This window comes from Pseudomonas sp. SYWMCR5 (genome assembly GCF_057197165.1).
In genome coordinates this window covers 919,395-932,619 of record NZ_JBXUNH010000002.1, presented here as the reverse complement: position 1 = coordinate 932,619, position 13,225 = coordinate 919,395, and the positions used below count along the sequence as shown (strand labels likewise).

8 protein-coding genes and 1 pseudogene are annotated in these 13,225 nt (G+C 64.7%); 5 read left to right on the top strand and 4 right to left on the bottom strand.

Features of this window, described 5'->3' with window-relative positions:
* The first annotated feature begins 1 nt into the window (after position 1).
* From cobN to AC2CGW_RS10045, 3 genes are read left to right on the top strand one after another with little or no spacing between them, the layout of a single operon-like run.
* Complete coding sequence (gene cobN / locus AC2CGW_RS10055) at positions 2-3,751, top strand: cobaltochelatase subunit CobN (protein ID WP_484573975.1); 3,750 nt, start codon at positions 2-4, stop codon at positions 3,749-3,751.
* 1 nt (position 3,752) lies between these two features.
* Entirely contained in the window at positions 3,753-4,751 is a 999-nt protein-coding gene (locus tag AC2CGW_RS10050) for a magnesium chelatase ATPase subunit I (RefSeq protein ID WP_484573974.1), read from the top strand.
* 53 nt (positions 4,752-4,804) lie between these two features.
* A complete protein-coding gene (locus tag AC2CGW_RS10045) occupies positions 4,805-5,494 on the top strand; it encodes a vWA domain-containing protein (protein WP_238348371.1) in 690 nt (229 codons plus the stop codon).
* A gap of 27 nt (positions 5,495-5,521) precedes the next feature.
* On the opposite strand, the pseudogene AC2CGW_RS10040 reads toward AC2CGW_RS10045, so the two are convergent.
* Positions 5,522-5,865, bottom strand: a pseudogene (locus AC2CGW_RS10040) (transposase); the annotation flags it as partial.
* A 367-nt stretch (positions 5,866-6,232) separates the two neighbouring features.
* Here AC2CGW_RS10040 and AC2CGW_RS10035 point away from each other — a divergent pair.
* Positions 6,233-7,231 carry an alpha/beta hydrolase gene (locus AC2CGW_RS10035; protein ID WP_186665372.1) on the top strand — a complete coding sequence of 333 codons (999 nt, stop codon included), beginning with the start codon at positions 6,233-6,235 and terminating at the stop codon, positions 7,229-7,231.
* A 359-nt stretch (positions 7,232-7,590) separates the two neighbouring features.
* On the opposite strand, the gene AC2CGW_RS10030 is transcribed toward AC2CGW_RS10035, so the two are convergent.
* Positions 7,591-7,860 carry a hypothetical protein gene (locus tag AC2CGW_RS10030; RefSeq protein ID WP_054893924.1) on the bottom strand — a complete coding sequence of 90 codons (270 nt, stop codon included), beginning with the start codon at positions 7,858-7,860 and terminating at the stop codon, positions 7,591-7,593.
* A gap of 333 nt (positions 7,861-8,193) precedes the next feature.
* Here AC2CGW_RS10030 and AC2CGW_RS10025 point away from each other — a divergent pair, with 333 nt between their 5' ends.
* Positions 8,194-9,519: a sigma-54 dependent transcriptional regulator gene (locus AC2CGW_RS10025; protein WP_186665370.1), complete on the top strand. Its 1,326-nt coding sequence runs from the start codon at positions 8,194-8,196 to the stop codon at positions 9,517-9,519.
* A gap of 86 nt (positions 9,520-9,605) precedes the next feature.
* On the opposite strand, the gene AC2CGW_RS10020 is transcribed toward AC2CGW_RS10025, so the two are convergent.
* Positions 9,606-11,801, bottom strand: coding sequence for an LTA synthase family protein (locus AC2CGW_RS10020; RefSeq protein ID WP_484574021.1), 2,196 nt, complete (start codon positions 11,799-11,801; stop codon positions 9,606-9,608).
* A gap of 145 nt (positions 11,802-11,946) precedes the next feature.
* Positions 11,947-13,224 carry an autotransporter domain-containing protein gene (locus tag AC2CGW_RS10015; protein WP_186665368.1) on the bottom strand — a complete coding sequence of 426 codons (1,278 nt, stop codon included), beginning with the start codon at positions 13,222-13,224 and terminating at the stop codon, positions 11,947-11,949.
* Position 13,225 lies beyond the last annotated feature (1 nt).

Below are 13,225 nucleotides of genomic sequence, written 5' to 3'. Positions count from 1 at the left end.
CATGCACCTGCTGCGGACCCAGCCCGGCGGCTTCGTGCCGGACGACAGCATTGCCGACCTCGGCCAGACACCCGCCGAGCTGGTGATTCTCTGCAGCGGTGACTCTCACCTGGCACTGCTCGCCGAAACCGCCGAGCAGTTGCCGGACGATTTCCCCAGCCTGCGCCTGGCCAACCCCATGCAGGTGCAGAACCACGCCTCCGTCGACCTGTACATCGATGAGGTGTTGCGCCATGCCAAGGTGATCCTGGTATCGCTGCACGGCGGTGTCGGCTACTGGCGCTATGGCGTCGAGCAGTTGGTCGAACTCGCCGCGCGTGGCGTGCAGTTGATCCTGGTGCCCGGCGATGACCGCCCCGACCCGGAGCTGACACAGTTGGGCACGGTGCCGGCCGAACAGGCCGAGCGGCTCTGGCACTACCTGCGCCAGGGCGGCAAGGCCAATGCGGCCAACCTGTTCAATTGCCTGGCCAGCCAGTGGCTGGGGCGCGACTATGCCTGGGACGAACCCCAGCCGCTGCCGCGCACCACGGTCTACCACCCCGGCAAGCCCAGTGCAGGGCTTGAAGACTGGTTCCCCGAGTGGCACCCGGAGCATCCGGTGGCGCCGATCCTGTTCTACCGCTCGCACCTGCAGGCCGCCAACACCGGGTTCATCGATGTGTTTTGCCAGCGCTTGCAGGCCGCCGGGCTGAACCCGTTGCCGATCGCAGTCGCCAGTCTCAAGGAGGCGGCCTGTCTCGAACAGGTAGAGGCCTGGCTCGACGAGGTCGGCGCCGAAGTGGTCATCAACACCACAGGCTTTGCCTTGTCCAGCCCCGAGCGGCCCAACCTGCGTCCGCTGCGCCGCGACGTGCCGGTGTTGCAGGCGATCTGCGCCCAGGACAACCAGCCCGGCTGGGAAGCCAGCGAGCAGGGCTTGGGTGCGCGCGACCTGGCCATGCACATCGCCTTGCCGGAGCTGGACGGGCGCATCATCACCCGACCGGTCAGCTTCAAGGACCTGGCCTGGCGCAGCGAGCGCAGCCAGTCCGATGTGGTCTGCTACAAGGCCCACCCCGAACGCATGGATTTCGTCGCAGAGCTGGCACGGCGCTGGGTCGAGCTGGCGCGACTGCCCAATGCCCAGAAGCGCGTGGCGCTGGTGCTGGCCAACTATCCGACCCGCGACGGGCGTATCGGCAATGGCGTGGGGCTCGACACGCCTGGCGCCGCGCTGAACATCCTGCATGCCCTGCAGGCCGAGGGTTATCCGGTTGCTGGCTTGCCGCAGACGGGCACGGCGCTGATTCACGAACTGCTCGGCGGCGTGACCAACGACCTGGATCACCTCGACCAGCGCCCCTGTGCCCAGAGCCTGTCTCTGGACGACTACCTCGCGGCCTTCGCCTGCCTGCCCGAGGCCAACCAGCGTGCGGTGCGCGAACGCTGGGGCGCGCCTGAGCAAGACCCGATGTTCCGCAGTGGCCGGATGATGATCGCCGGTCTGCGCTACGGCCTGACCTTTGTCGGTATCCAGCCGGCCCGGGGCTACCAGGTAGACCCGAGCGCGGTGTATCACGACCCGGACCTGGTGCCGCCGCATGGCTACCTGGCGTTCCATTTCTGGTTGCGCAACGGCTTTGCCGCCGATGCGCTGATCCATGTCGGCAAGCACGGCAATCTGGAGTGGCTGCCCGGCAAGGGCGTCGGGCTGTCCGCCGAGTGCTGGCCGGATGCGCTGCTCGGCCCGCTGCCGAACATCTACCCGTTCATCGTCAACGACCCCGGTGAGGGCGCCCAGGCCAAGCGCCGCACCCAGGCGGTGATCATCGACCACCTGATGCCGCCACTGACCCGCGCCGAAACCTACGGGCCGCTGCGGCATCTGGAGCAGCTGGCCGACGAATACTACGAGGCGCAACTGCTCGACCCGCGCCGTGCCCGCGAGCTGCAGCGCGACATTCTCGAACTGGTCAAGGCCAACCATATCGACCGTGACCTGCAGCTCGAAGGGCAACTGGACGATGCCGCTGTCTGGCTGCCACGCCTGGACACCTACTTGTGCGACTTGAAAGAGTCGCAGATTCGCGATGGCTTGCATGTCTTTGGCCAGTCGCCGCAAGGGCGCCTGCGCAGCGATACGCTGCTGGCGCTGCTGCGGGTCGATCGTGGTGACGGCCGTGGCGGCAATGCCAGCCTGCTGCGCGCACTGGCGCGGGCGCTGGCGTTGGGGTTCGATCCGCTGGATTGCGACCTCGGGCAAGCCTGGGAAGGGCCGCGACCTGTGCTGCTGCAGGCACTCGACCAGGCGGCGTGGCGCACCTGCGGCGACACGCGCGAGCGCCTGGAAGCGCTTGCCCTGGCCTTGATCGAAGGCCGTGAAACGGCACCGGACAGCGCGCAGTGGCAGGGCGTGCACGCCGTGCTGCAGGCGTTGAGGGAGGAGGTCGCGCCGCACCTGGATGCCTGCGGGGCCGCCGAGATCGAGGGGCTGCTGGCCGCGCTGGCCGGGCGCTTCGTGCCGGCGGGCCCCAGCGGGGCACCCAGCCGCGGACGCCTGGACGTACTGCCCACCGGGCGCAACTTCTATACCGTGGATGTGCGCAACCTGCCCACCACCACCGCCTGGCGCCTGGGCTTTGCCTCTGCCAGCCTGATCCTCGAGCGTCACCTGCAGGAGCATGGCGATCACCTGCGCCAGCTCGGGCTGTCGGTCTGGGGCACGGCGACCATGCGCACTGGCGGTGACGATATCGCCCAGGCCATGGCGCTGATGGGGGTCAGGCCGGTATGGGCCACCGGCAGCCAGCGGGTCGATGACTTCGAAATCCTGCCCCTGAGCCTGCTCGATCGCCCGCGGGTAGATGTCACCTTGCGCGTGTCGGGTTTCTTCCGCGATGCCTTCGGCAACCTGATTCGCCTGTTCGATGCGGCGGTTCAGGCCGTGGCGGCGCTGGACGAGCCGGACGACCTCAACCCGCTGGCGGCCCGCGTGCGTGCCGAGCGCCAGGCGCTGCTGGCGCAGGGTGTCGATGCCGAGCAGGCCGGGCGCCAGGCTGGCTGGCGGGTATTCGGCGCCAAGCCGGGTGCCTATGGCGCGGGTGTGCAGAACGCCATCGACGGACGCCTCTGGCAGGGGCGCGCCGACTTGGCCGAGGTCTACCTCAACCATGGCGGCTACGCCTACGGTGCCGCCGATGAAGGCACGCCGGCACGGGCCCAGTTCGCCCAGCGCCTGGGGCAGGTCCAGGCGGTGTTGCAGAACCAGGACAACCACGAGCACGACCTGCTCGACTCCAACGACTACTACCAGTTCCAGGGCGGCATGCTCGCGGCTGCCGAAACCCTGGCAGGCGCCACGGTCGCCAGCTACCACGGCGACCACAGCCAGGTCGACCGCCCGCGTATTCGCACCCTCAAGGAAGAGCTGAACCGGGTGATCCGTGCGCGTGCGTTGAACCCGAAATGGATCGACGGGGTCAAGCGTCACGGCTATAAAGGTGCCTTCGAGCTGGCGGCGACGGTCGACAACCTGTTCGCCTTCGATGCCACTACTCATCTGATCGACGATCACCATTACCAGTCGCTGGCCGATGCCTACGTGCTCGATCCGGCGACCCGAGCATTCATGCGCGAGCATAACCCGCACGCCTTGCACGATCTGACCGAACGGTTGCTGGAAGCCCAGCAGCGCGGTCTGTGGCAGGCGCCGGGCGATTACCGCGAGGCCCTCGAGCAGCAGTTGCTCGACGGCGAGGAAGAGGCCTGAAATGACCGAACCCCTGCAGTTCCCCCTGGCCGCCGTAGTAGGCGCCAAAGACCTCAAGCTGGCCCTGTGCCTGACCGCCATCGACCCGAAGATCGGCGGTGTGCTGATCGAGGGGCCGCGTGGCATGGCCAAGAGCACCTTGGCCCGGGGCCTGGCCGACCTGCTCGGCGCGGGCCCTTTCGTGACCCTGCCGCTTGGCGCGACCGAAGAGCGGCTGGTCGGTACTCTGGATCTGGACGCTGCGCTGGGGCAGGGCAAGTCACGCTTCTCGGCGGGCGTGCTGGCCCAGGCAGATGGCGGGGTGCTCTATGTGGATGAGGTCAACCTGCTGCCCGACCCGCTGGTGGATCTGCTGCTGGATGTGGCGGCCAGTGGCACCAATCGTGTCGAGCGCGACGGCATCTCGCACCGTCACCCCGCGCGTTTCGTGCTGATCGGCACCATGAATCCGGAAGAGGGCGAACTGCGTCCGCAGTTGCTCGACCGTTTCGGCTTGAACATCGCCCTCGAAGGCACGCCTGAGCCGGACGACCGTCAGCAGATCATCCGTCGCCGTCTGGCATTCGACAGCGACCCCGAGGCGTTCTGCGCGCAATGGGCAGTGGCCCAGGCGCAGTTGCGCGAACGCTGCCAGCAAGCGCGTGAGCGCCTGCCCGCCATTGCCCTGGACGACCAGGCGCTGGCCTGGATCACTGAGCGTTGTTTCGCTGCGGGTGTCGATGGCCTGCGTGCCGACCTGGTCTGGTTGCGGGCGGCACGCGCCCATGCCGCGTGGCGCGGTGCTGCGGCCATCGGCGAGGAGGATGTAGAGGCTGTGGCCGAATTTGCTTTGCGCCATCGCCGCCGTAGCGCAGAGCCGCCCGCTGGCTCGAACACGCCACCTCAGGGCGGCCAGCAGTCGCAAGACCCGAGTGGGCAAGGTGACTGGGGGGCAATGGAGGCACAACCGGTGAGCGCAGGTGCCCGGCGTGAGGTGCCGAACTGGGCAAAAAAGCCCTGAGCATCCGCGCACGAAGTGGTTCAGCGGCGGATGCCAGGCCCCGTGCCGGAAAACTGACAGGTGCCAGCCGTGGACGCCCCCGTGCAGCCGCTGGAGGTCGGGTCGCCTGGCTGCCGACCCTGCTCAAGGGGCGGCCGCGCCGTGTCGAGGACCTGTGCTGGCAGCAACGCCGTGGACAGCCGCCGGAACTGTGGTTGGTGATCGTCGATGCGTCGGCGTCAACCCGCCGCCACCAATCCCTTGCGCAAGCGAAGGGGCTGCTCGAGACCTTCTTCGACCAGGCCTACCGCCAGCGTGCGCGCCTGGCGTTGCTGACCGCCAGCGGCAGCACGCCACAGTGGCAGCGTCATGGCCTGAAGGCCTCGGCTGCGCTTCAGCCCTGGCTGCGTGCGCTCGGGGCGGGGGGCGGCACGCCGTTGCTCGCGGCCCTGGAAGAGGCGCGCCAGTGGTTGCTGCGCCGTGGCAAAGCGCACCCCGGTGAGGTCCAGCGCTGCCTGGTGCTGACCGACGGTCGCCTGCAACGCTGGAAACCTGTGCAGCCGATGCCCTGTGCCTGCGTGCTGGTCGATATCGAGACGGCGCCGGTGCGCCTGGGGCGGGCAAGGCAACTCGCTGCGCAACTGCAGGCGGATTACCAGCATATCGATCAGTCAAGGAAACTCCGAACAAGCTGCTCATCAGCCGGAAATGGGTGGTTTAGGGATACCGAAAAGCCTGACTTTCAGCCGCTGATCAATGGATAACCAAGGCAAAGCCTTGGTTATCCGCCCTCACGGGCGCACCTCTCCCGCAGCAGACAATAATTGCCGGCGCACCCTCCACCGATTCGACAGAGCAAACAGCGTGGTCAGTTGCGCCGTGTTCTTGGCCAACCCACGGAAGCGGGTTTTCACATAACCGAACTGGCGCTAGATCACGCGAAAGGGGGCTCGACTTTCGCCCGCGTCTGCGCTTTGACTTTCTCGATCTGACGTTCGGCCTTGCAGAGCAGGCTGCGTCCGCTCAAGTGCTTGTAGGTGCTGCGTCGCGCAGCGATCTGCCAGATCACTTGCCGTCTGTCGTGCTCAGGTCGATTATCTACGCCGGTATAACCCGCATCGGCACAGACAACGTTTCGGAAAAGCTCATCTGACTCATGGGATGGAGGGCTTGTAGAGGGCAGTTGGACGGAGGGCCATTTCAGCACAGGTCAGGCGGCCTGTGCTGACTTGATCGGAGAATCCCTGACGGTGTCCGGCCCGAAACTGGCGCTGTTGAGTCGCGCTGTGCTGCGTGGCTACTTCTTGCCTGATGCTGAGCAAATCCCCGCTACCTGCTTTCTCGGGGGAGGGGGCAATGGGCTATGTTATAGTCGAGCTGTCGGTCACTTTCGACCACAGCACGCCGGATGCCGGAAGTTCGTGGCGGCGTGGCTTGGAGGCGTTGCATTCCATTCCAGCACTGCCGATCCGCGATGAGGTCCCCCTAGAGAAACCGCTTCCATGAACAACAATCCAGCCAACGGCGTCCGGATTCCGGCTCGCGATATTCCCTTTCCTGAAAGCATCAGCACTGAGGCCCAGGCTACGCTGCGCCGCATGGTTAATGCTGATGGCGTACCGCTGAATGCATTGCAATCCCCCCCACATCTGGACGATATCGACGGCTGGATTCGCCTGAAAGCGAGCGTTGATGCGCAGTACGGCTCCGCTATGACGCTACTTGCTGGTCCGTTGCTCGCCAGCGTGGAAACCGAACAGATTGACGGAGCCACGGTGCACATCGCTACGCCGACAAACTTGGTTGCCGACGACGCGGTCTTTGTCGATCTGCATGGAGGAGGCCTAGTCTTTGGCGGAGGCACCGCATGCCGCGTTGGCGCGCAAATGCAGGCCGACCAGTTAGGTCTGCGCTGCTGGGGTATCGACTACCGCACGCCACCGGAGCACCCCTATCCGGCCGCATTGGACGACTGCCTGACGGTGTACCGTCGGCTGCTTCAACAGTATCCTGCGCAAAGTATCGTCATCGGCGGGCGTTCGGCAGGAGGCAATCTGGCAGCCGCAATGGTGCTGCGTGCGCGCGACGAAGGTCTGCCACTGCCCGCAGCGCTGGTACTGCTATCGCCGCAAGCGGATCTGACCGAGTCGGGCGACAGCTTCACGCTGAATCAGCTCATCGACGTGCAACTGCCCGGTTCGCTAATGTCCAACAACCTACTGTATGCCGCTGGAGCTGACCTGGCCGATCCTTTGTTGTCGCCGCTGTTCGGTGATTTCTCCCGGGGTTTCGTGCGAACCTTTATACAGAGCGGCACGCGCGATCTGTTTCTGTCGAACGCCGTACGCCTGCATCGGGCGCTGCACCGCGTCGGCGTTCCCTGCGAGTTGCATATCTTTGAAGGCATGCCCCACGGCGGTTTCATGGGCGCACCAGAGGACTGGGAACTGCGCTCGGAGGTGGGCCGATTTGTCCGCTCCTGTTTGCCTAGCGCAAGTTGAGCCGGAAGGACACCATTGCTCGATCGATTCTGCAGCCGCTTGGTTTCGGTCTTTTCCGCGCAGACGCTCGCGACATTCTGAGTGCTCGTTGATAGGCTGCTGAAGTAGCACGTATTGTTCGTGGTTCAACGGCCGTTCATGAGTCCAACACAGTCCCGGGAGGGGTTCTGCGCCGTTAAGGACTCTCCGATCAAGTCAGCACAGGTCAGGCGGCCTGTACTGACTTGATCGGGGAATCCTTGAACGTCGTTAGATAAAGTGGGCGCGCGACAATAACTCGCACAAACTGAAAGTTGCCGAAGCAGCAGGGGGAAAGTTGCACAAGTGCGCGACAAGACGCGCACCTGTGCGTCGGCAAGTTATGCCTTGGGCATGGACCAGGGTTGCAGGTCGTAGCCTTTTTCGAAGAGCTCGGCGCGGACTTCCTCGATCAGGCTCGCCCATTGTGCTGGGTCCGAATAGATGCGCGAGGATACCTGCTTGCTGCCGATGCGGGTGCTGGTCCGGTCGATCACTGCCAGGCTCAGCTCACCAGTACCGTTGGGTGCATCCCAGGCAACGCACTGGAAGGGTTCGAAGGCGTGGTCGGCAATCAGCAGTGCTTCGTTGACACGGAGCGGGGCATTCATGGTTCGGTCTCTCTTGTGGTCCCAAACAGCAAATGTGTGTCCGCGCCGGGTAAAGAAATGAACGATTGCAGCGCGGGGTTATTGGTACTGATGCTCCGGGTCGTGGGTGAAGTCACATGGCAGTCGAAAATTTTTTTATAACGGAAAAAGTGATCCGTTGTATGTGCCGCCTGTGACGCCGGTTATGGGTAAAAATTCCGAAGTCGCTTTGCGTGACGGCATTTGGCAGACAAACGGTAGTGGGCACCGTCAGGTTCGTTGCTACTGTTAATTCGGGCGCCGCAACTTACTGTTTCTAATTAAAAAACTGAAAATTGGCGCCAAGGATAGGTCATGCTTGAACCTGCATCCCAACGCCGTCTGCTGATTGTCGATCCCTGCGATGATTGCCACCGTCTACTGCCGGGCCTGCGGGGCGCCGGTTGGGATGTGCGCAGTTGTACCCTGGGCGCTGCGCTCGAGCATCCTTGTGACGTCGGCCTGTTGCGATTGCAGGCCTCGCACCTGCGTCACCAGGATGCCGTCAAGGACTTGATCAAGCGCAGCAATACCGAATGGATCGCCGTGCTCAGCGCCGAAGAGTTGCGCATGCAGAACGTCGGCGATTTCGTCTGTGAGTGGTTCTTCGACTTCCACACCCTGCCATTCGACGTTTCCCGGGTGCAGGTCACCCTCGGGCGTGCGTTCGGCATGGCGCGCTTGCGTGGCAAGGGGGCGGTGCGGGTCGATGAGCCCGAGCACGAACTGCTGGGCGAGAGCCGTCCCATCCGCGAGTTGCGCAAGCTGCTCGGTAAGCTGGCGCCTACAGAGTCGCCCGTGCTGATCCGTGGCGAGAGCGGCACCGGCAAGGAGTTGGTGGCGCGCACGCTGCATCGTCAGTCGCAGCGCCATGACAAGCCGTTCATCGCCATCAATTGCGGGGCTATTCCCGAGCATCTGATCCAGTCCGAGCTGTTCGGCCACGAGAAAGGCGCCTTTACCGGGGCGCATCAACGCAAGGTCGGGCGTATCGAGGCGGCGCACGGCGGTACGCTGTTCCTCGACGAGATTGGCGACCTGCCTCTGGAGTTGCAGGCCAATCTGTTGCGTTTTCTGCAGGAGAAGCACATAGAGCGCGTTGGCGGCAGTCAGCCGATTCCGGTGGATGCGCGGGTGCTGGCCGCGACGCACGTGGATCTGGAGCAGGCGATCGAGCGTGGCAGGTTCCGTGAAGACCTGTACTACCGGCTCAATGTCCTGCAGGTGGTGACCGCGCCTCTGCGTGACCGGCACGGTGACCTGTCGATGCTGGCCAACCATTTCTCGCATTTCTACAGCCTGGAAACGGGGCGACGGCCACGCTCGTTCAGCGACAATGCCCTGGCGGCCATGGGGCGGCACGACTGGCCGGGCAACGTACGTGAACTGGCCAACCGCGTGCGTCGCGGCTTGGTGCTGGCCGAGGGGCGACAGATCGAGACGCAGGATCTGGGGTTACAGGTGCTGGAGGAGGCCGAGGCGCCGCTGGGGACGCTGGAAGACTACAAGCACCGCGCAGAACGCCAGGCGTTGTGCGATGTGCTCAACCGCCACAGTGACAACATGAGCATCGCGGCGAAGGTGCTGGGGGTTTCCCGACCCACCTTCTACCGCTTGCTGCACAAGCATCAGATCCGCTGAATCCCGTAGGAGCGGCGGTTCGGCGCTCCGACTTGCCCGCGAAAAAGACACCGCGGTCTCTGGCACGGATCACGCGTGCTTTTGATTCAACTCGACTGGGCGATGTGGCCGTCGTCCTGGATTTCCTCGTTGACATCCTCTTCACCCGGCAGGGCGGTGATCACGCTGAAATCGCTGACCTCCACCTCACCCCCACCATAACCGAGCAGGTGGAAGGAGAAGGCCTTGCGCTCGATGGGGTTGTCGAAGCCGAACTCCAGCTCCATCGGCTGGTCGGCCGTGACCAGTATCTCCTCGGGCAATCCCAGCGGTACATCCTGCTCCTGCTGTTTGGCCTTGAGCTGGATGTGCGCCCGGTGGGCCGGGTCGAGCGAGCGTACCTTGACCCGCACCCGGGTGTGCGAGCCTTCGGGCATCTCCAGGTACTGGGCGCCGATCAGGTTGTCGGCCCAGTCGTCACGAATGCGCTTGTGCAGAGGAATGGCCGATGGCCCACCGAACTGGTAGCGCAGGTTCAGCGGGGTTTGCAGCAACGACTGGTCGAGCACGCCAGCGAGCGCGGTGATCTGGCGCCCCAGTGGCGCTTCGCCGCGGCCGAGGAAGTGCGCCTGGTCGGCGATGAATCCCTCGCTGGCATAGCGTCGGCAGCGCTGCTGGAAATCGCATTCGCTGAAGGTGCCTCGGCCATCGTGGTAACGCAGCATGCCGTTGGTGAAGGAGATCATTTCCCGGCCGCTGTCGTAGTCGCGATACAGCGAGCGGCCGGCCAGGGCGGCGGGGATCGGCAGGGCGAAATAGTCGAGCAGCGAAGTGGCCAGGTCGACATGGCCGTAGGTGCCGTGCTTGATCTTCGGCAACTGTGCCTGTTCGGGCGCAAGGGTGAGGTTGAAGCCCCAGGAAGAGGCCAGGCGCACACCGTCGATGCCGTGCGACTCGTCCGAAGTGATGACCACCAGTGTGTCCTTGAGTACGCCCTGGCGCTCCAGGGTATCGAGGAACTCGCCCAGGGCGTCGTCCAGGTAGGCGACCGCCGCCTGTTTGGCGCTGTCGTAGCGTTGCAGGTAAGCGTCCGGTGCGGAGTAGGGCTGGTGGGTGCCGACGGTGAGCAGGGTCAGCATCCACGGCTGGCGCTGTTTGCGCAGCTCACCGACATAGCCCAGCGCGCCTTCGAAGAAGGCCTTGTCGTCCTTGCCCCAGGGGAACTCGAGGTAGTTGTCGTTGCGGAACCACTCCAGGCCGTGCACCGAGTCGAAACCGATGTGCGGCATGATCCGGTCCTTGGCCATGAAGCGCAGGCCGGCGCCTTGCAGGTAGTGGGTGCTGAAGCCGGCCTGGCGCAGTTGTGCGGGCAGGCAGGCCTGGTTGCGCAGGTCCTGGGTGAGCAGCTCGACCCCCTTGGGCGTGCCGTTGGCGAGCTTGTCGTAGTCACCGCAGAGCATGGCGTACAGGCCGCGAATGGTCTGGTGGGTGTGCAGGACGTAATCGGGGGTGTTCATGCCGCGTTCGGCCCAGCGGCTGAGGTTGGGCATCAGGTCGTCATCGAAACGACTGTGCAGGGCTTGCCGGTTGGCGCGCAGATAGGCGCCGGGAATCCCCTCCAGGGTGATGACCAGCAGGTTGCGTGCACTGCCCGGGGCTTCGAGCAGCTTGCGTCCGTCGAGGTCGGTCTGGGTCAGGCCGGTGCTGGGCAGCGGTGCTACCGTCAGGTCATGGCCCAGCCAGGCCTGCGCCTTGAGTTGCAGGTCGCTGGTGCCCGCCGAGAGCAGTTGATGGGATAGGTTGTACTGGCGCCATTGATCGGCATCGGAGGGTATCAGGTGCTCGCTGCCCCAGTGCGCGGCAAGCAGCACCGCTGGTGCGGCCCAGGCCGAGCGTGGCAGCGCCGGGGCGGGTTGGCCGCGCTGGAGCCAGCGGGCCAGCAGCCAGGCCGACAGGCCGGCACCGAGGGTCCAGGGCAGCCAGGGGTGGGCTAGGGCGCCGCCGGTGGAGTTTTCCATGAACTGTGGGTCGAACAGGTAGCCCAGGTCGCTGCTGTTCGGCAGACGCCCGACCGCACTGACCAGCTCGGCCGAAGCCACCAGCAGCCCGCCCCAGGCCAGCAGCACCGGCAGTGCCAGCCACCAGGGGCTGCGCTGCAACAGCAGTACCAGCAGGATGCCGATCGCCAGGTCCGACAGGTACCCCAGTGGATCGGACCAGCCCAGCAGTGCGCGGGCGGCCAGGGGGATCACCACGACCAGCACTGCCAGGGTGGCGAGCCGAGCACGGGGATGGCCAAGCATGTTCTTCACGAAACGTCCTTCCTTGCCATGAAACAGTCACAAAAATGTGCTGCATCATAACAGGCCCCTCACAGGAAGGCCGGAAGCGACAAGGTTGGTTACCAATTGAAGCGCAGGGGCGCAAGGCGCCCCTGGAGTGGACAGATCAGAAGTAGTACGGGAATTTCAGGCTGAAGGTGAAGTCCGGTGCATCGTCGGTCAGGCCGATCGACAGATTCGGCACGATGGTCAGGTTGTCGGTGGCCGCGAGGGTCATGCCGACGTTGAAGTAGGCGGCGTTGGCATCGCTGCTCTTGACGTCGGCCCAGCTGTCGCCGGTTTCCGCAGACTTGATCCGCGAGCGCCGGGCGATCAGGTCCGAAACCGAGAACGACATCGACATCTTCTCGTTGAGGGCGAAGGCCACCCCCGCACCGATCTGGAAGCTGTCGCCGATCTTCACCTTGCCCGGTACTTTCTGGTTGATCGTCGAGCTGACGTCGCTGAACGAATCCTCGAAGGTGTGGGTGTAAGACAGGCTGCCGAACAGCACTGCCGGGTCGAAGGTCTTGACCAGCGAGATACCGGGCGTGATCGACCAGACACCGTTGCCGGTAGGCAGGTCTTCGGGGTAGCTCAGGCTGTCGTTCTCGGTGTCGCGCAGCAGCTTGATGCCGAACGGATCCTTGCCGGTCGGTGCCTTGACCCGCACGCTGAACACCGCATCCGGGGTGTTCTCCGACTCGTCGAGGAACTTGTAGGCCACGCCGAAGTTGACGTCGCCAAGGGTCGGGTCGCGGGTGATGGTGCGCTCGGAAATGCCCTGGGCGTTGCCGCCGACCCCCCCGGACTGGTAGGTCGACTCGCGGTAGATGATCGGCACGTTGACGTCGAACTGCCAACGGTTGTCGAGGTTGTAGCGGGCAGTAAGGTCGAGCGTCCAGTTGTCGGCCTTGATCCGGTCCAGGTTGATGTTGCCCAGGAAGATCGAGTCCAGTGCCAGGAAACCGTTGAGGATGAGCTGGCGGGTGTCGTAGCGGGCATAGGTGATGCCGGTCTCGACACTGAACTTGCCGCCACCGAAGAAGCCGCTGGCCTCATCGTAGAGGTTGGACACGCTCTGCGCCGGTTCCGAATCATCCTTGAGTGACTCGCCATAGGATGAGCCGCCGCCGGCGGCGGCCACGGCCTGATTGTTGCGCGGCTCGGAAGCCGGCGAGCGGGTCAGGCGTTTGGGAGGTGGGGCTGCGGGCTGTTCCTCGACCTGGCGAACGCGTTGTTCGAGCACCATCAGCGCCTGCTGCTGCGCTTCGTAGCGCTGCTTGAGCGCAGCCAGTTCGGCTTTCAGCGCGTCTACCTGGGGATCGCTGGCTGCGTAGAGCAGTGATGATGGTACCAAGGTCCCCAGGCAGACAACTGCCCCCAATGACAACGATCGATGCATA

What these genes read in the sequence shown, in the direction of transcription:
- cobN (WP_484573975.1), top strand. Translation starts at nt 2, where the DNA reads ATGCACCTGCTGCGGACCCAGCCCGGCGGCTTCGTGCCGGACGACAGC.
- AC2CGW_RS10020 (WP_484574021.1), bottom strand. Translation starts at nt 11,801, where the DNA reads ATGCTTGGCCATCCCCGTGCTCGGCTCGCCACCCTGGCAGTGCTGGTC.
- AC2CGW_RS10015 (WP_186665368.1), bottom strand. Translation starts at nt 13,224, where the DNA reads ATGCATCGATCGTTGTCATTGGGGGCAGTTGTCTGCCTGGGGACCTTG.
- AC2CGW_RS10050 (WP_484573974.1), top strand. Translation starts at nt 3,753, where the DNA reads ATGACCGAACCCCTGCAGTTCCCCCTGGCCGCCGTAGTAGGCGCCAAA.
- AC2CGW_RS10025 (WP_186665370.1), top strand. Translation starts at nt 8,194, where the DNA reads ATGCTTGAACCTGCATCCCAACGCCGTCTGCTGATTGTCGATCCCTGC.
- AC2CGW_RS10035 (WP_186665372.1), top strand. Translation starts at nt 6,233, where the DNA reads ATGAACAACAATCCAGCCAACGGCGTCCGGATTCCGGCTCGCGATATT.
- AC2CGW_RS10030 (WP_054893924.1), bottom strand. Translation starts at nt 7,860, where the DNA reads ATGAATGCCCCGCTCCGTGTCAACGAAGCACTGCTGATTGCCGACCAC.